This window comes from Anaerofilum hominis (genome assembly GCF_014287275.1).
GTDB classification, from domain to species: domain Bacteria; phylum Bacillota; class Clostridia; order Oscillospirales; family Ruminococcaceae; genus Pygmaiobacter; species Pygmaiobacter hominis.
Genome location: NZ_JACONZ010000005.1, coordinates 78,907 through 96,742 on the forward strand (window position 1 = coordinate 78,907; position 17,836 = coordinate 96,742).

Annotated in this window: 12 protein-coding genes; 7 read left to right on the plus strand and 5 right to left on the minus strand. The window is 63.5% G+C overall.

What is annotated here, in order from left to right; translation table 11 throughout:
• Nucleotides 1-852: 852 nt before the first annotated feature.
• From H8S23_RS12545 to H8S23_RS12555, 3 genes are all read left to right on the plus strand, one after another.
• Nucleotides 853-2,316, plus strand: a complete 1,464-nt coding sequence (locus tag H8S23_RS12545; protein WP_186888698.1) for a DUF4153 domain-containing protein — start codon at nt 853-855, stop codon at nt 2,314-2,316.
• Nucleotides 2,317-2,462: 146 nt separating this feature from the next.
• On the plus strand, nt 2,463-4,346 hold the full coding sequence (locus H8S23_RS12550) for a S1C family serine protease (RefSeq protein ID WP_186888699.1): 1,884 nt from the start codon (nt 2,463-2,465) through the stop codon (nt 4,344-4,346).
• Between the two features lie 303 nt (nt 4,347-4,649).
• Nucleotides 4,650-6,641, plus strand: a complete 1,992-nt coding sequence (locus H8S23_RS12555; RefSeq protein WP_186888700.1) for a S1C family serine protease — start codon at nt 4,650-4,652, stop codon at nt 6,639-6,641.
• 161 nt (nt 6,642-6,802) lie between these two features.
• Here H8S23_RS12555 and H8S23_RS12560 read toward each other — a convergent pair whose 3' ends face one another.
• The 5 genes from H8S23_RS12560 to H8S23_RS12580 all read right to left on the minus strand — a co-directional run bounded on the left by H8S23_RS12560 (nt 6,803) and on the right by H8S23_RS12580 (nt 11,596).
• Nucleotides 6,803-7,051 carry a spore coat protein gene (locus tag H8S23_RS12560; protein ID WP_186888701.1) on the minus strand — a complete coding sequence of 83 codons (249 nt, stop codon included), beginning with the start codon at nt 7,049-7,051 and terminating at the stop codon, nt 6,803-6,805.
• A gap of 14 nt (nt 7,052-7,065) precedes the next feature.
• The gene (locus tag H8S23_RS12565) at nt 7,066-7,248 is read right to left on the minus strand and encodes a hypothetical protein (RefSeq protein ID WP_186888702.1); all 183 of its coding nucleotides are present in this window, start codon (nt 7,246-7,248) and stop codon (nt 7,066-7,068) included.
• A 282-nt stretch (nt 7,249-7,530) separates the two neighbouring features.
• Nucleotides 7,531-8,901 (minus strand): S1C family serine protease, encoded by a 1,371-nt coding sequence (locus H8S23_RS12570; protein WP_186888703.1) that lies wholly within the window; start codon nt 8,899-8,901, stop codon nt 7,531-7,533.
• A gap of 440 nt (nt 8,902-9,341) precedes the next feature.
• A complete protein-coding gene (locus tag H8S23_RS12575; RefSeq protein WP_186888704.1) occupies nt 9,342-10,823 on the minus strand; it encodes a sensor histidine kinase in 1,482 nt (493 codons plus the stop codon).
• Nucleotides 10,824-10,891: 68 nt separating this feature from the next.
• Nucleotides 10,892-11,596, minus strand: coding sequence for a response regulator transcription factor (locus tag H8S23_RS12580; RefSeq protein WP_186888705.1), 705 nt, complete (start codon nt 11,594-11,596; stop codon nt 10,892-10,894).
• Between the two features lie 278 nt (nt 11,597-11,874).
• Between H8S23_RS12580 and ychF the strand changes: the two genes are divergently transcribed.
• The 4 genes from ychF to H8S23_RS12600 all read left to right on the plus strand — a co-directional run bounded on the left by ychF (nt 11,875) and on the right by H8S23_RS12600 (nt 17,245).
• Nucleotides 11,875-12,975, plus strand: a complete 1,101-nt coding sequence (gene ychF, locus H8S23_RS12585) for a redox-regulated ATPase YchF (protein WP_186888706.1) — start codon at nt 11,875-11,877, stop codon at nt 12,973-12,975.
• A 533-nt stretch (nt 12,976-13,508) separates the two neighbouring features.
• The gene (locus H8S23_RS12590; protein WP_186888707.1) at nt 13,509-14,198 is read left to right on the plus strand and encodes a 5'-methylthioadenosine/adenosylhomocysteine nucleosidase; all 690 of its coding nucleotides are present in this window, start codon (nt 13,509-13,511) and stop codon (nt 14,196-14,198) included.
• Nucleotides 14,199-14,947: 749 nt separating this feature from the next.
• Nucleotides 14,948-15,790, plus strand: coding sequence for an MBL fold metallo-hydrolase (locus H8S23_RS12595; protein WP_186888708.1), 843 nt, complete (start codon nt 14,948-14,950; stop codon nt 15,788-15,790).
• Between the two features lie 321 nt (nt 15,791-16,111).
• Nucleotides 16,112-17,245 (plus strand): alpha/beta hydrolase, encoded by a 1,134-nt coding sequence (locus H8S23_RS12600; protein ID WP_186888709.1) that lies wholly within the window; start codon nt 16,112-16,114, stop codon nt 17,243-17,245.
• The last annotated feature ends 591 nt before the right edge of the window (nt 17,246-17,836 follow it).

The window sequence follows — 17,836 nt, forward strand, 5'->3', positions numbered from 1 at the left end:
CAGTTATCCCGCTGCTGTGCAGCAGCCCCCTGCCCCGCCCTTGTCCACAGGCAGGTGCAAAAGTTTTTCTCCCTGTTCTGCCGAGAGAAAAAACACAGATACCCCATGAAATGATATCCTTGAGAGGAGGAGAGCACGATGTGCCCTTCGCACCATTCAAACGACAGAGCGGCCGGAAGTGAAAAAAGGCCCCGCCCGGCCGCAAAAGAGGACAGGCGGAGCAGCTGTGCAGAGACCCGCCGGAGGGCGGCTGTTCTCCTGGCTGCCCTTGCCGCCGCTTTATGCTTTCTGTCTCTGGTCCTGCCCGGGTCCCTGCCGATGCAGTTCCATTTGCCGGCAGGCAGGCCTTTGCTTTTGGACACGGGGACCGCGCTGGCCTTTTCCACAGTCCTTGCAGGGGCCTTTCTCGCTGGGAGCGGTCTGTTTTATCCGGGACAAAAAACAGCGGCCGCAATATTTTGCGCCGCAGGCCCGCAGCCCGCTTCTCCCTCTCCGCGCCCGCGCCCGGAAAAAGGCTCGTCCGCCTCTGAACCGGTGAAACAGGGTACCGGGACGCCCGCGGGCGGAGCGGCTTCCCCCGTCCCTGACCCGCCCGCAGGCCCGCAGACCGCCTCTGACTCCCTGCCTGCGGCTGCCGCGGAACAACAGCCGCCCGCTTCCCCCATTCCTCACCCGAGCCCCAAAAAAAGCTCGTCCGCCTCTGAACCGGTGAAACAAGCTGCCGGGACGCCCGCGGGCGGAGCGGCTTCTCCCATCCCCAATCCGCCCGCAGGCCCGCAGACCGCCTCCGGCCCCCTGTCCGCGGCTGCCGCGGGCCCGCAGCCTGTCCGGCCGCCGCGGGTGTACGACCGGGTGGACGCTGTCTTTGCCCTGTGCGCATTTGCGCTGGGATATCTGTTCCTGCGTCTGGTCACGGTTTTTTATGCGGGTGCGGGGGTGACGATTTTTGCAGCTCTCTATGCCGTGCTGGTGCTGGCTTACGCTCATTGCTCCGGCGTGAGATGCTCCCGGGCAGGCTGGGGCTGGCTGGCATTTTTTCTCGCCGACAGCCTGCTTTTTCTGCGGGGGATCGCCGCGCCGCTGCAGCCCGCCGCCCTCCTTTTTCTGGCCGGTCTGGCCGTTTACTGGACGCTGGTGCTTTTCGGCGCGCGGCTTTCCGGCCGCGTGGACGGCTGCCTTGGCGGCGATCTGCGCAACGCTTTCTGGTGGGGCCCTTTCGGCAATTTTTCCGCCCTGCCCGGCGCGCTGGCCCACGGCCTGAAACGGCGCGGACCGGGGCAAAAACAGCGGGGGGCCGCGGCGCCCGCCGTGCTGCTGGGCATCCTACTGACACTGCTGCTGATGCCTCTGGTGCTCTTTCTTCTCGCCGGGGCCGATCCCTCGTTTGAACGGGCGCTCAGCGTCCTGTTCGGCTGGATCGATTTCGACTTTCCCTCCGTGTTCCTGCGTTTGGTGCTGGCAGTGCCGGTCTCATTTTATCTGTTCGGCCTTTTTTGGGGCGCGCGCCGGGGGGCCGGGCTGCGGAGCAGCGCCGAAAAACTGTGTCAGGCCGCCGAAAAGCGCCGCTCGCTGGGGTTTGCCGCCGCAGGCATCCCCATCGCCGCCCTGCTGGCGGTTTATCTGATCTTTTTCGCCGCCCAGCTGCCCTATTTCGTCTCGGCCTTTTCCGACCTGCTGCCCGCAGGCTTCACCTATGCCGGATATGCCCGCCGCGGATTTTTTGAACTGCTCTGGGTGACGGCGGTCAACTTGGCGCTGCTCTTTTTCCTCAAGCGCCGCGTCCGGCCCGGGGGCCGTGCCCGGCGGGTGCTGTCCGCCCTGCTCTGCGGGGCCACGCTGCTGCTGCTGGGCACGGCGGCGCGCAAACTGGGGCTGTATATCGGCATTTTCGGCCTCACCCGCAAGCGGGTCTGGGCCGCCTGGGCCATGGCTCTGGTGGGGGTGGTGGTGCTGCTGGCGCTGGCGGATGAGTTTCGGCAGCTGCCCCTGGCCCGCGCGCTGGCGCTGCTGTGCTGCGGCTGGTTCTTCCTGCTGTGCGCGGTGAACGCCGACAGCCTCGTGCTGCGGTACAACTGCGCCGCCTGGCAGGCGGGACGTATCGAGGAGATGGACGTCTCTGCCGTAGACCCGGTCTTTGCCGCCGGGGCGCTGTACGAGATCCGCTGGTCCGCGTCGGATGCGGGGCTGCGGCAGCGCTGCGAAGAGGCTTTGGGGCGCGCTGCAAACAGAGAGCGACTGCGCGCCGAGAGCGGGGACCGGGCGGCCGGGTTCACGCTGGCAGGGCTGCGGGCCTCCCGGCTGGCCGAAAAAACATGATCTCCCATTTCCATCACAGGCGCATCAGGCCAGCGGTTTCCACAAGGAAACCGCTGGTTTTTTGTGAGGAAAAGAGAGACTCTGCGCTGTTCGCGGGCTGTGGAAACTGCTATACTTAAAAACGGGAGCGGGAGGTGCAGGGAGACATGAGGACAAAAGAAAAATTTGCGGCGGCGCTGGCGGTCTTGCTGCTGTTGCTGCTGTTCACTGCGACCCTCCCGGCGCCCGGCGGGGTGCCCGAGGCGGTGCTGCGCGCCCGGAACGGCGTGGTGCGGATCTTCATCGGCCCGGACGAGCCCTCTGGCTCCGGGTTTGCCCTCTCCAGCGACAGCTCGGGGGTGTTGATCCTCACCAGTTACCATGTGGTAAAAGACCAGCCGAAATTGTATTGCTACTTTGACGGCGCGGGGCCGGTGCAGCTGGAGATCAAGGCGGTGTCGGAGGAGCAGGACCTGTGTGTGCTGCAGACCGGGTACGAGATCGAGGGGCTGGAACCGCTGCCTCTGGCGGACACGATCTCCGTCGGCAAAACGGTCTATGCGCTGGGATATCCAGGCGTAGTGGACGATTTTTCCGGGCAGACGGCGCTGAGGATACAGGAGATGACGGTGAGCGACGGCATCGTCAGCGCCCTCCAGTCCGCCCTCACGGTGGGAAACCGCATGCGTGCCGTCAAGATCATCCAGACCAACGCGAACATGCATAACGGAAATTCCGGCGGGCCGCTCGTCAATGAAAAAGGGCAGGTCGTCGGCGTCAGTACGATGGGGATAAAAGCGGGTCTCGCTTTCGGCTTCAACGGCGCGGTGCATCTGGACGAAGTGCGCCGTTTTCTTGAGGGGAACGGCATTGAGTATCGGAAAAGCGGCCCCAGCCAGCCGCTGATGCTGTCTGCGGCTGCGGTGATCGTGGCTGCGGCTGCGGCGGTGCTCCTGGCGGCCGCGCTGCGGCGCAGAAACTGCCGTGGCCCGGCCGGTGCGGGCCAGGATGCGCGCAGGCAGCCCCCCGCGCTGGCCGCGCAGACGCCGCCGGCCGTCTGGGCCGCTGCCTCGGCAGCAGCGCCGGTCTCGGGGTACGGCGTGTCGCAGCTGCCGCAGCATCCGTCTGCCCCGGGGGCGGTGCAGGGCGGCGCGCAGCCCGCCGCCTCCCCTGTCCCGGCCGGTGTGCAGCAGCGCCGCAAAAGCCGCTGGGGATGGTTTGCGGCGGCGGTTTTGCTGGTGGCCGGGGTCTTTTCGTGGTATACCCGGGAGACCTATCTCGAACTGCGGGACGCGTGGGAACAGGCGAATTATGCCCAGGTGGCGCTCTGCTACCAGCATGCGCCCTGGGTCCAGGTCTGGACGGGCCCCGAGAAGAAGCTGTACAGCGAAGCGAGGGTAAATGTGGAAAACTACGAGCTGCAAAAAGCGATCCGGCTTTTTCAACAGCTGGACGGCTACCGCGATTCCCGCAGACAGATCCGGATGGCGGAAACATATTTGAAAGTGATCAACGGTTTTCAGGAGGATCCCCTCTCAGAATATCTGGCGCTGCAGGAGATCAGGGGATATCTGGACAGCGAAACAAGGATGGAAGCCCTGTGGCCGCAGCTGTACCAAAAAGGGGTGGAAAAGCTGCGGGCCGGACAGTTTTCCGCCGCGGCGGAGTATTTTGAGCACCTGCCCGAGGGGTATGACGGGACAGAACTTTATTCTTCCCTGCTGAGCAGTTATGCGGAGGTGGAGCGCGGCGGCGGCCCAAAGAGCTGTTATGCGCTTGCAGTGAGCTGCGGGAACGCGGGCATCAAGCTCCCCCTTTTTTTGATCGACACCTATCTGAGCGAGTTTGTGCAGGGGATATGGGTCTCCCCGGACGGCTGGTGGTTTGAAAAGACCGAAGAGGGCTATGCCTCCAACCTCGGCATACAGGGCGATTATCGCTTTGAAAGAAGCGGGATGTACGGCGCAGATGTGGTGAAATTTGACTTTCAGGACGCCGACCACATGAGGCTGATCTACAACGGCCGCCAGTATGACCTGACCCGCCGCTGAAAAAATTCCGCCGCCGCATCCAGGCACCTGCCCGCGCCGGGCGGCATACCATAACTCAGGCGCGCGCCTTGGAATATGGGCGTCCCGCCGGTGCCCTGGCAGCGGCAGGGCCGTCACCAGAACGGGGCCGGAGGTTTTCCTCCGGCCCCGTTCTGCATGCGCTGCGGCAAAAAAATCGAACCGTGAAATTGAACAGGAAAAACAGAAAAAATTGTATCCGTTTGAAGGATCCCGGCCCTGTCGCAAATTTTGCAGAAATGCTATACTGAAGACAGCGACAAAAAAGGGGGAGGAACGGCGCGGATGAAAAGAAAAAAGAGATGGACAGCAGGCGTTTGCGCCCTGGTGTTTCTGCTGCTGTGCGCCACGGCCGCGGCGGCGGCGGGCGGTACGCCGGGCGCAGTGCTGCGCGCCAAAGACGGCGTGGTGCGCATTTTTACCTATGGGGCGGACGGCGATTTTTCCGGCACCGGCTTTGCGATCTCCAACGGCCGTTCCGGCGCGCTGATCGTCACCAACCAGCATGTGGTGGAGGGCTGCTCTGAATATGAGCTTTATTACGACGGCAACGGCCCGGTAAAACTGAAGATCGCGGCGGTCTCGGAAATACAGGATATCTGCGTGCTGAAAACGGATCACAAGCTGAAAGGCCTGACGCCCCTGCCTCTGGCAGACAAGGTGCAGTCGGGCGAGGCGGTCTACACGCTGGGATATCCCGGCAGCGCGGATTACCTCATCCATCAGACGGCGCTGAGCAAAGAGGAGATGACGGTGACCAACGGCATCGTCAGCGCCGTCCAGTCCGCCAACACGGTGGGCAGCCGCGCCCGTTCGGTCAAGATCCTGCAGACCAACGCGGACATCAATGAGGGCAACTCCGGCGGGCCGATGCTCAATGAAAAGGGACAGGTCGTCGGGGTCAACACCATGGGGATCGACAAGAGCGTCGCCTCCGGCATCAACGGCGCGGTGCATGTGGACGAGCTGCGCAGCTTTCTTGATCTTCAGGGCATCCGCTACAAAACCGGCTTTTCGCCGCTTTGGGCCGCGGCGGCGGTCCTCGCGGCGCTGGCGGCGGTGGGGGCCGCGCTCTTCTTTCTGCGGCGCAGAAAAAGGCGCGCACCGGTCCCCGCGCTGAGATGGGCGGAACAGGACGCAAGCGCCGCTCTCCCCTGCCCTCCCCAGCCGGATGAGGAACAGCTGGAGGGCCAGATCTCCCTGGCCGCGGCGGCGGAAGCGGGTGCGGCTCCCCCTGCGGCCCGCGCGTTTGCCCCTCTGCCCGAGGGGGAAGTGGAGGGCCAGATCTCCCTGTTTGGGCAAAGCGCCCCCGCCCCCATGCCCGCCCCCGCGCCCGCCGCAGCGTTCGCCGCGGACGCAGGGCCCGGCCCCCAGGGCGCGGAGAAAACCGCGCCGAAAAAGCGCCGCCGCTGGGTCATCCCGGCCGCGGCAGCGCTGGCGGTGCTGCTGGCCGCCGGAGGCTTTGCCTGGTATACCTGGGACGTCTATACCGATTTGGAAGACGCCTGGAATTACAAGAATTACGGCCAGGTGACGCTCTGCTACCGGCGCGCGCCCTGGGTGGAAGTCTGGGCGGGCAGCGAGATGAAGCTGTACAGCCAGGCGATGGCAAAGGTGGAAAACTACGAACTGGAGGAGGCGATCGAGCTTTTCACACAGCTGGACGGCTACGGGGATGCCGACACGCAGATCGCGCTGGCAGAAACGTATATAAAAATAGACACGTTCTCAGAGGAGACGCGGCTCATCGCAAAATATAACAAGTTCCAGGAGCTGGGAAATTATCTGGACAGTGAAAAAAAGACCGAGACTCTGCGGCGCAAGGTCTATGAAAGAGGAATAAAAGAGTTAGAGGGGGAACACTTTTCCAGTGCGGCAAGATATTTTAAGGCTTTGCCGCAGGATTATGAGGAGACAGAATTTTACTCTCTTTTGCTGAAAAAATATACTACTATGATGCATAGTGGCAGATCGAAGGACTGTTACGCATTTGCGGTGGGCTGCGATGTGGCCGGCATGGAAGTGCCCAGCATTCTGACAGATATTTATTTGCGTGAATTTATGGAAGGCTTTTGGACATCCTCCCGCGGCTGGTGGTTTGAAAAGACCGAAGGGTATTATGATTCCAACCTTGGCATACACGGCTCTTATAATTTCAGAGACGGCGGGATGTACAACGAGCAGAGAGAGAAAGTGGTGAGCTTCACCTTTTGGGACCCTGATCACATGAGACTGACCTATAACGGCCATTATTATGAAATGACCCGTATGAGCTGACCTGTCACTGCATTTGTTCCGCCGCGCCCGGGCGATCGCCGGAGCGCGCCCCGGCACCGGCCCTGGCCGGTACAAAACTGCACAACAAAGCCGCCGTCCAGAGAAAACCGGACGGCGGCTTTGTTGTGGAATACATTTGATGCCCGGTCTTTTGGCCGCGCTCAGTTTTTGGGCGCGAACTGCTTGACCACTTTGTTGATCTGCTTTTGCTCGGCGGTCTCGGTGGGGTACCATCCCTTGTCGGCCATTTTGGTGTAGAGTTCGTTCTGGATCATCAGGGTGTCGTCCAGCACATCGCCGAACGCCTTGTGCACCGACTTGGTGGCGGATTCAATGGTGCCGTCCAGATACAGGCCGCAGTTGCCCTTGACCACCAGCAGCAGGTCTTCCATCAGCGCTTTGTCATCCATCTTCATTGTCCTCCTCAACCTTTGTCCACGGTGTCGTAAAACACCTCAAAGTGTTCGCAGAAACGGTTTTCCAGTTTTTTGACGTAGTTTTGCAGGCTCTTGTCGGTCAGCTGCGAAGCCGTCTCCTGGCATTTCTGCTGCATGTGCTGCTCGTGGTCGAGCGCATCCTTGACGTAAAGCAATTCTTTCGGGGTCATCGTATCAATTCACCTCTTCCTGCTGAATGCGGGACGCAGGGCGCGCGGCCGTTCTGCCGCGCGCCTTTCCCGTTCCCTGCTAGTGTGCGCAGTTCCCGGGCCGGTATGCGGGGATCAAAAAAGAAGAATTTGCCGCGCGGCCAGGGCCGCCAAAAGCTGTTTTCTGCCGCGGGGCCGGGCGCCGCGCTTTTTGCCGGAGGGCACAAAAAAAGAAAGCCCCCCGGGGGCTTTCTTTTTTTCAGGAGAAAACGGGGACCTGCGCGCTGAAAAGCGCAGCGCCGGTCAGCTGTTGGAGGTCATCTCATGCAGTTTGGCATGGATGGTCACCGTCTCGCCCGTCCCCTTTTGGACGGTCAGCTCAATGGTGTCCCCCGGCTTGTAATTTTCCAGTTCTTTCAGCAGATCGCTGTTTTTTGACAGCGTCACGCCGCCCGCGGTCAAAAGCACGTCCCCGCGGTTGATGCCCTGGGCGTAAAGGTCGCTGTCCGCGCTGATCTGGGTGATGTAAAGGCCCTGGCTGGGCAGGCCCATCATGGCGCCGTTGGTGCCGTTGAGGGCGACCACGGTCACGCCCAGCGCCACCCGGTCTTTGACATAGCCGTAGTTGATCAGGCTGTCGATGATGGGTTTGGCGTCGTTGATGGGGATGGCAAAGCCCATCGAGTCGATCTCAGAGCCCGCCAGCTTGGAGGAGTTGATGCCCACGACCTGGCCGTACCGATTCAGCAGCGCGCCGCCCGAGTTGCCCGGGTTGATGGCCGCGTCGGTCTGGATGAGCTTGATGGAAATATTGGTGGACACCTCGCGGTTGAGGCCGGAAACGACGCCCTTGGACAGGCTGTTGTAATAGCCGTTGGCGTTGCCGATGGCCACCACGTCGTCGCCCAGCTGCAGGCTGTCAGAGTCGCCGAACTCCGCCGGGACCAGCTCCAGCCCGCTGGGGTCGATCTTGACGACCGCCAGATCGGTGCGGGTGTCATAGCCCACCACCGTGGCGGGCGCCTCGGTGCCGTCCGACAGCACGACGGTGGGGGAATACCCGTCCGCCACGACATGGGCGTTGGTGATGATATACCCGTTTTGATCGAGGATGATGCCGCTGGCCTCGCCCACCTTTTCCACCTGCTGGGGGGAATAAAGGTTGATGCCCACCACGCTGCTCATGGCCTTTGCCGCGATCTGGGTGGTGGTGAGCCCGGCGCCGGTGACCTCGGCCGAGCTGCCGTCGTCCGCCGCGGGGGTACCGTTGATGATCAGATGCTCGAGCTGCGGCTGGGAGACGGAGGAGGACGAGGGGCCGGACAGGGCAAAATGCTTGACCAGCATGCCGCCCGCCACCATGGAAAGGGCGATGGTGCAGATCATGCCCAGAGAGACCAGCGTGGCCACGAGGGCTATTTTTTTGCCTTTTTTTCTGGGAGGCTTGGGGGGCACGGCGCTGTAGCGCACCTCGGGGATGGGGCCGCCCGCAGATTCCGCCTGATAGCTGCCGGCAGCGCTGTAGGGGCCTGCGCCCGGCTGCGCGCCGCTGCCGTAGCTGCCCTGCGCGCCGGTGTAATGGTAGCTGGAACCCGCCTGAGAACCGCCGGTTTCGGGGGCGCCCGCGGCCGGTTCGCTGCGATCGCTGTTGGGATCGTTATAATGATCGGTCATAAACTGACACCTCTTTTTTGATTTTTGTAGTAGGAGCCTGCGGCCCGTTTTTGAGAGGGCTTTTTTCTCTTTACGGTTTTTAGTTTATCCGTCAATTGTGAAAAATGTTTGTCCAAAGGGAGAGAAGAAGATGAAGAAGCGCAAAATACGGCGCGCCGGGGCGGAAAGCCGCCGGGATCCCCCGCGGTGAGCGGCGGCGCGGGGGCCGCGGGGCACGGCCCGGGAGAAAGCCAGGCCGCGGCAGCCCGCAGGCGGCGCGCCCGGCATAGCCCTTTTTTGCGGGGGAGGGGCCCGTTTCGCGGCGGCGCAAAAAACGGGACGCCCGCAGGCGTCCCGCCGACCTGAAAAAAGAGAGCTGCATCCCACAGCCCCGGGCCTTTTGGGCCGGCCGCGCGGCGTGCCCGTCGGCCCTGCTGCGGTTTGCGCCGTCCCATCGGGCTCTACTTGGCACCCTGGCCCCCGCGGGCGTATTTTGAGCGCTCGGGCGGTTTGGGGTTGCCGCAGGGCAGCGTGAACAAAAAAGTGGCGTCCTGGCCGGGCGTGCTCTCGGCCCAGATGCGGCCGTCCGAGCGGTTGATCAGCTGCTTGCAGATGTGCAGGCCCAGCCCGCTGCCCTCCGCGTGCAGGCCCCGGCTCTTGTCCGCCTTGTAAAAGCGCTCGAAAACATAGGGCAGCGCGTCGGCCGGGATGCCCTCGCCCGTGTTGCGGATGGCCACGGTCACAAAGCCCTGCTTCAGGTTTTCGGTCACCGAGATGTCGATGGTGCCCCCGTCGGGGGTGAATTTCAGGGCGTTGTCGACAATGTTGTACAGCACCTGGTGGACAAGGTCCGGGTCGGCGTGTACCAGCATCTTTACCGGGTTGAAGCCGGTCAGGCGGATGGCGTGCTCGATGAACTGCTGCTCGCGGGCGAACAGGATGCTGCTCACCGTCTCCCACACGTCGTAATCCACCGCGCTGACCACATATTCGCCGGTCTCCAGCTTGGTGATGTCCAGCATGCTGTGGGTCAGGCGGGTCAGGCGGCCCACCTCCTGCGAGACGATCTGCAGATAGTGGTCGCGGCGGTCGTCGGGGATGGTGCCGTCCAGCATGCCGTCCACAAACCCCTTGATGGTGGTCATGGGGGTGCGCAGCTCGTGGGCGATGTTGCCCATAAAGCTCTGGCGCGAGGCGTCTACAGCCTCCAGCTTGTCCGCCATATCGTTAAAGGTGACGGCCAGCTGCGCCACCTCGTCGTCGCCCCCCACCGGGGCGCGGGCGGACAGGTCCCCGTTGCCGAAAGCCTGGGCGGCGGCGGTGATGCGGCGCAGCGGGTTGGCCAGCCGGTTGGTCAGCACGATGGAGAGGATGCTGGAGACCAGCAGCATCACGCCTGCCGAGATGATAAAGGCGGAGAAGATGCTCTCAAGAAAACTGGTCAGGGAGGCCGCGTCCCGCGAGGCGAACACATAGCCGATGATCCGGCTGCTGTCGTTGATCAGCGGGCAGCCCGCGGTGTAATAGCTGTGGCTGTAGATGCCGGACAGCTCGCCCAGCTCGGCGTATTCCCCGTCGGAAAAGGCGCGGTTGAGGATCTTGGAGCTCACCGCGCGGGAGGTGTCCACCGCGCCGCTGCTGTCGGAGCAGTAGAGGATCTTGCCGTAATTGTCGGTCACGAAAAAAATGCTGCCGGTGGCGTTGGCCACCACCCGCACCGCCTGCTCCACATAGGGGTGCTCTTTCATCTGCTCGGCGTCCTCCATCGAGACGGTGGAAAAATTGTCCCGCAGGCTGCGCACGTTGGTCAGCAGGGTGTTCTCGCTCTCGGTGCGGAAATAGCCCACGCAGAAGTACATCAGGATCAGCCCCAGCAGCGTGATGCCGGACACCAGCAGCAGCGCCGTGGTGCGGAAGTACCGGCCGCTGATGCTTTTATTCATCGTTACCATCGTCCTTTCGCCGGGCGCCGCGCGGCCGGGCGCCCCCGGCGGGCAGACCGGCCGCGGCTTTAAGCCTCGTCCTTGACCTCAAATTTATAGCCCACGCCCCACACGGTCTTCAGGCTCCACTGGCCGGATACGCCCTCCAGTTTTTCCCGCAGGCGCTTGACATGGACGTCGATGGTGCGCGAATCCCCATAATATTCAAACCCCCACACCTCGTCCAGCAGCTGGTCGCGGTTGAAGACCCGGTTGGGGTGGCTGGCCAGATAATACAGCAGTTCCAGCTCCTTGGGGGGCGCGTCCACGGTCTTGCCGTCCACTTTCAGCTCATAGCGGGTCAGGTCCACGCTGAGCTTGTCGTAGGCGATGACCTTCTGGACGTCCTCCTCTTTCTCGCCGCCCGCCGCGTACCGGCGAAGCACGGCCTTGATGCGGGCGACCACCTCTTTGGTGTCAAAGGGCTTGACGATGTAGTCGTCCGCGCCCAGCTCCAGGCCCAGCACCTTGTCAAAGGTCTCGCCCTTGGCCGTGAGCATGATCACCGGCACCTGCGAGGAGGCGCGGATGCGACGGCAGACCTCCCAGCCATCGATCCGCGGCATCATCACGTCCAGCAGGATCAGCCCCGGCTTGTCGGCTGCAAAGCGCTCGAGCGCCTGTTCGCCGTCGTAGGCGAGCTGGGTCTCATAGCCCTCTTTTTCCAGATACAGCCGCAGCAGCTCGCAGATGTTGCGGTCGTCATCCACGATCAGGATCTTTGTCTTGTCCATCCCTGTTCCCCCTCAAAATCGTCTCCGGGCGCTCCCGGCGGAAAATGCGTTACAGATATCCCTATTATACCGCAGGATTGTGAACAAAAAAAGCAGAAAGCGCCCCTGCGCTTGAAAGAGGCCCGCTTTTCTTCTATAATAGAAAAGCGCCCCGGGCGGCAGGCTGCGGGGGCGCTGAAAAAAGCACAGAAAAGACCGGCGCGTCCCCGGGAAGCTGCGTCTGCCCTCTGCGCCGGGCCGGGACGGCTGTTTCCCGGTGTGAAAGGATGAATAGAATTATGAAGCTTGGCATCGTCGGCCTGCCCAATGTGGGCAAGAGCACCCTTTTCAACGCCATCACCAACGCGGGCGCGCAGTCCGCGAACTATCCGTTCTGCACCATTGAGCCCAACGTGGGGGTGGTGGCGGTGCCGGACGCCCGGCTGGACCGGCTGGCCGAGATGTACCACCCCAAAAAGTATACCCCCGCCACCATTGAGTTTGTGGATATCGCGGGCCTGGTAAAGGGCGCGTCCCGGGGCGAGGGGCTGGGCAACAAATTCCTCAGCCACATCCGCGAGGTGGACGCTGTGATCCATGTGGTGCGCAGCTTTGATTCCACCGATGTCATCCACGTGGAGGGCAGCGTGGACCCGGCGCGGGATATCGAGACCATCGACACCGAGCTGATCCTGTCCGATATGGAGATCACCGAGCGCCGTCTGGAAAAGACCAAAAAGGCCATGAAAGGCGGGGACAAGGCGCTGGCGGCGGATGCGGCGTTCCTGGAACGGTTGCTGGCCCACCTGTCCGAGGGCAAAAACGCCCGCACCCTGGAGGTGGATGAGGACGGCGAGAAAGCGCTGTTCGACGATCTGCACCTGCTCAGCGCCAAGCCCGTCATCTATGCGGCCAACCTGTCGGAGGACGACCTGCTGTCCGGCATCGGCGAAAACCCGTATTACCCGGTGATCCGCGGGATCGCCGAGGCGGAGGGCGCGGGCTGCATGCCTATCTGCGCCAAAACGGAGGAGGATATCGCCGGCCTCTCCCCCGCTGAAAAAAAGGAGTTTCTGGCCGAACTGGGGCTGGAGGCCAGCGGCCTGGACAACCTGATCCGGGAGAGCTACGCGCTGCTGGGGCTGATCTCTTTCCTCACCGCGGGCGAGCCGGAGGTGCGGGCCTGGACCATCAAAAAGGGGACCCGGGCCCCCCAGGCCGCGGGCAAGATCCACTCGGACTTTGAGCGCGGCTTCATCCGGGCCGAGATCGTGGCCTACGAGGACCTGATGGCCTGCGGCAGCATGGCCGCGGCCAGGGAAAAGGGCCTGGTGCGCAGCGAGGGCAAGGACTATGTCATGCAGGACGGCGACGTGACCCTGTTCCGCTTTAACGTGTAAGAGAGAAAAAAGCGCGCTTTTGGCCGGCGGGGCCGGCGCAGCGGCAATAAAAAAGGACTGCGGCGGGCAGGGACGGCGGCGATGTCCACCGCAGTCTGTTTTCACCGCCCCTGCGGGAGGTTAAAGACAGCGCCGCCGCGCGGGACGCCTGCCGCCGTTTCCCCGAAGGGTTTTGCCGGCGCCGCCGCGCCGCGGGGCCGGGTCTTCAGCGAACCTCTGTTTTGGGCGGCCGCGGGACCCGGCGGGGGAAACGCGCGCTTTTCTGCCGGGGCTGGAACGAGCGTCCGCCCCCGTGTTTGCGCCTCCCCTCCAAACTGCTCTGCCTGCGGGCCGGAAAGCGGTGGGAATAAAGAGGGACCGGCGGCGCTTTTCGTTTTTTGTTTTTCCCTTTCCGCCGTTGCCGGCCCCGGGTCTTGCTTTTGGTTTTTTTGCCGGCGTGAGCGAAGATCTTTCAAAGGCCGGGGCCCGTCCCTTTTCGCGGAGGGCCCGTCTTTCTCCCCCAAAGCGGCGACATAGAAAAAAGGAGCGTTTTTATGATCGAGAACATCGGTGTGCTGGGCGCGATGCCCGAAGAGGTCGCCCTGCTGACAGAGCGGCTGGAGAATGCAGAGACAAAAACACTGGCAGGGGTGACGTTTCACTCGGGCTGCATGGCAGGCAGGCGGGTCACCGTCTGCTGCGCGGGGATGGGCAAGGTGAACGCGGCCGTTGCCGCGCAGCTGCTCGTCACTGTTTTTGGGGCCGGGGCTCTGCTTTTTTCCGGCATTGCGGGCAATATGACCACCCGGGTAGGAGTGGGAGACATGGTGATCAGCGACACGGCCTGCTACCACGACGCCGAGCTGCCGATGATCGCCCAGAGCTATCCTTTCCTCACCGAATACCGGGCCGACCCCGGCCTGGTGGCGGCGGCTCAGGCCGCCTGCCGCGAGCAGGGGGTGCGCTGCACCGTGGGCAGGGTCGCCACCGGCGACCTGTTCATCGGCGACAGTGAGACCAAACGACGCATCGAGGCGGCCTGTCATCCCGCCTGTGTGGAGATGGAGGGGGCGGCGGTCGCCCAGGTGGCGGCGAAAAACGACCTGCCTTTCGTCATCCTGCGCACCATGAGCGACAACTGCGACGAGGCGGCGCGGGAGAAGCTGGTGGAACAGCAGTTTGACATCAGCGGCTACTGCCGCACCGCCAGCGCCGTGACGGCGGCGGTGATCGAAAGAACCTGAAAGGCCCCGTCCCGCCGGGGTCTGTGCGGGAGAACGGCGGCAGCCTCAGCGCCGTGCCAGCGCCTGGCTTTGCGCCACATCGCATGGGCGGGCCCGTAAGCACAGCGGGCCGGGGCGCGGAAGAGGGCGCTTTTCCGGGTTGGAAAGCGCGTGCCTGCCGTGCCGGCCGCAAAAAAGGGAGTCGCATGGGGCCGAAAAACCGATGCCCCGCATCTGCTGACGCCTGTTTTTGCAAGACGGGTCCTGTGCGCCCCGCGCGCCTGCCGGAGCGAGAGATTTTTTTATTTTTTGACAGAGGAAAGACGGCCGCAGGGCCGTCTTTTTTGCGTTCCGGCCGCCCGCGCCCGGCCGGATGGAGCGGCCGCGGCGGAACTGCGGAGAAGAGCGGGGCAAAAGGGCAGAGCGCCTTTTTCCCGGGAAAAAGTCCCGGCCGGGCAGCCGGCTCCCCGCCCCGCCGGCAAAAGGCGCAGGGAGGAAGCAGCAGACGGCGGGGGTCGGGGCTCCCCTCTCCCCCGCCCCGACGGCAGAGGGAGGACCGCGCCGGCCGACGGAGCGGGACAAACACGCCCGCGTCTGCGCCCTTGGGAAAAAACGCGGAGAGGCATGGGAGCGGACGGAGCGGATTTAGCAAATAAAGATAATTTCAGTGCAAAAATTTGAAATCGACTGCGGGGGCGGCGCTGTGCTAGGATGAGAACGGAAACAAACCGCGGCCCTGCGCCGCGAAAGGAGAAAGGAAGCGTGGAAAAGTGAAATACCGCAGCGCCAATATCGACGAAAAGGGGATGCTGTTCGGCAAATGGTGCAGCATGCCCGGGGTCTGGACCCTGACCAACCGCTGGCAGAACTTTATGTTCCTGATCGTGGGCGAGGAGAAAGCGATGCTCATCGACACCGGCTACGGGGAGGGCGACCTGCGCGAGATCGTGGAGAGCATCACCGACAAGCCGGTGATGGTGGTGAATACCCACGGGCACTTTGATCACACCGGCGGAAACGCCTGGTGGACCGACGTCTGGATGGCGGAGGGCGCGGCGGCGGCCGCCCGCACCGCCTTTTCGCCGGAGCAGCAGGCATGGTATGACGCCAAACCCCATAGGGATTACCGCATCCACACCCTGAAAGAGGGGGACCTCATCGACCTGGGAGGCAAGCAGATCGAAGTGCTGTCCATCCCCGCCCATCAGGAGGGGAGCATCGCCCTGCTCGACCGCACCGACCGCCTGCTGTTCACCGGCGACGAGATGGAGTCGGGCCAGGTGCTGCTTTTTGTGCGGGACCGCAACCTGCCCCTGCGGGAGGTGGTCGCCGCGCACCGGGCCAATCTGCAGAAGCTGGCGGCCCGCCGCGCCGAGTACGATTTTATCTGCCCCGCCCACAACGGAACGCTGCTGCAGCCCGACCTCTACCTGAACGATTTTCTCGCCCTGGATCAGGAGATCTTGGACGGCAGGGCCCGCATCCAGCCGGATACCGCGGGCTTTGGCTACGCCCCCTATCAGGACGGGGAGGACGTGTTCTCCAAAATGGGCCGGCAGGAGCGGGCGGAGCACGGGCAGGCCTCCGTTGTGTATTTGAAGCAGGAGGCCTAAAAAATAGCCAGAGGCTATTTTTTCGGCCATTCGCCCGGTTGCCGCGCAGCGGCGAGGGCGAGGCCATTTAAGATAAATTATTTTTTATTGCGGAGCAATAAAAAATAGCCGTAAGACTATTTTTTAGCAGCCATGTGGCCTGTCCTCAGGCCGCGGCGAATAGAGAAAAGATCCGCGGCGGCTGGGGACCTCTTTCAAAAAGGGAACCGGCAGCGCGCACCGGGCCATCGCCGCGCAGCGGAGAACTGCTTCCAAACGCGCCGCGCGCCGCGTGACAACACGTTTGGGACGGTCGTCCCACACAGAAAAGGAGCTGTTTCGATGAAGAGCAGAACAGAGTATGACGGGCTGCTGAAAAGCCTGTCCGAAAACGCAAAGACCCTTGAACTGGACGGCCTGACGGTGGAGGTGCGGGACTGCGCCGACCGCCAGCCGGGCAGGGCGGACCCGCGCAGCGCGGCGGCGGCCCGGCTCACCCGGGCGGAGTTCACCGCCCGCCGCGCGGAGCTGGACCCGGAGCTGTGGGCCAACGAGGATCACCTGTTCGGGCCCGCAGACCCGCAGGGGTATTCCCCGCTGGAGCTGCTGCGGTTCCAGTTCGGCTGGACCAGCAGCGATCTGTCCACCGGCGTGCGCACGCTGCACCGGCAGGTCCCGGGCCCGCGCGGCCCCGTGAGCGTCTACCAGTACGAGGTGCTTTCGGCCCGCGCCGACCGCCCCTGCATGGTGTTTTTCCACGGCGGCGGGTTTTTCGGGGGAGTCATCCCCACTGTCGAGAACCAGTGCAAACTGCTGGCCCAGCTCTCGGGCGGTGTGGTGCTGTCGGTGGAGTATCCCCTCTGCCCCGAGCACAAGTTCCCCGAGGGCTTTGACGCCTGTTACGCCGCGGTGGAATGGGCGTGGGCCCGCGCGCAGGAGCTCGGCGTCAGCCGGGAAAAACTCGGCGTGTGCGGCGACTCGGCGGGCGGCAATCTCTCGCTGGCCTGTTCGCTGCGGGACCGGGACGAGGGAAAGGGCATGATCTCCTATCAGGCCCTGATCTATCCCACCGTCTCCCGGCTGGAAAAGGTGGGCGCCGCCCATTACTGGAAGCCGGAGCTCTATGAAAACCCGGACAGGGACCCGCTCATCGACGAGCAGATCAGGGTCATCGGCTCGATGGGCAGCGAGTGCAACGGCTGGTATACGGCGCCGGGCGAAGACCTGCAAAACCCCTATCTCAGCCCTCTTTTCGGAGACCCGGCGGGCCTGCCCAAAACGCTGATGATGACTGCCGAGTATGACTTTTTAAGGGCGGAGTGCGAGGAATATTCCCGCAGGCTCTGCGCCGCGGGGGTGGAAAACCGCCATATCCGCTATGGAGGCATCTTCCATGGCACCTTTGACCGCCTGGGCTATGCGCCGCAGGTGGAGGACATGCTGCGGGAGATCGCGGCGGACATGAAAGCGCTGTAGGCGCACCCCTAAAAAGGCCCGCCGCAGGGCGGCGCGGAAGAAAAGAGATCTCAAAAAGACGCTTGCCGACGGGACGACCGGTCGGGAAAGAGTCTTTTTTGTGCGGCCGCGGCGCGTCCGGCGGCCATTTTGCGGGAGGTCGGTCAAAACTGGTTTGGGTCCTTTCTATCTGCCCTGCTGCAGGTGGCAGAGGGGACGAATTCCCCGCCGGATCTCTCTGCTGCACCGGACTGTTTTTTCTCCCCGGGCCGCTCTCCCGCGTTGGAGATCTCTCCCGCTGAGGTGCTCCCTCTCCTGATAGGTGCCTCCGCCTCCCCCCTCGGGGCTTCCTCCCGTGCACACTCTCCCCTCACAGGGCTGCATTCTCCCCGGTGAGTGCCATCCCGGCGCGTGCTATCCCCGCGGCTCCGCCCCACCGGGCGGCCCTTTTCCGCCGGGCCGCTTTCTCTCCTGATCTGTGCTTCCCCATCGGGCCTCACTCCCGTGCGCGCCTCTCCACGGGGCTACTCCCTCCCCGCGGCCCTCCCCACCGCGCGCCTCCCCGCACAGAGCCGCTCTCTCCCTATGAGCGCCATCCCGGCGCGTGCCCTC

Coding starts and splice junctions, on each gene's coding strand:
- ychF (WP_186888706.1), top strand. CDS start 11,875: ATGAAGCTTGGCATCGTCGGCCTGCCCAATGTGGGCAAGAGCACCCTT.
- H8S23_RS12590 (WP_186888707.1), top strand. CDS start 13,509: ATGATCGAGAACATCGGTGTGCTGGGCGCGATGCCCGAAGAGGTCGCC.
- H8S23_RS12550 (WP_186888699.1), top strand. CDS start 2,463: ATGAGGACAAAAGAAAAATTTGCGGCGGCGCTGGCGGTCTTGCTGCTG.
- H8S23_RS12575 (WP_186888704.1), bottom strand. CDS start 10,823: ATGAATAAAAGCATCAGCGGCCGGTACTTCCGCACCACGGCGCTGCTG.
- H8S23_RS12560 (WP_186888701.1), bottom strand. CDS start 7,051: ATGGATGACAAAGCGCTGATGGAAGACCTGCTGCTGGTGGTCAAGGGC.
- H8S23_RS12570 (WP_186888703.1), bottom strand. CDS start 8,901: ATGACCGATCATTATAACGATCCCAACAGCGATCGCAGCGAACCGGCC.
- H8S23_RS12565 (WP_186888702.1), bottom strand. CDS start 7,248: ATGACCCCGAAAGAATTGCTTTACGTCAAGGATGCGCTCGACCACGAG.
- H8S23_RS12600 (WP_186888709.1), top strand. CDS start 16,112: ATGAAGAGCAGAACAGAGTATGACGGGCTGCTGAAAAGCCTGTCCGAA.
- H8S23_RS12555 (WP_186888700.1), top strand. CDS start 4,650: ATGAAAAGAAAAAAGAGATGGACAGCAGGCGTTTGCGCCCTGGTGTTT.
- H8S23_RS12580 (WP_186888705.1), bottom strand. CDS start 11,596: ATGGACAAGACAAAGATCCTGATCGTGGATGACGACCGCAACATCTGC.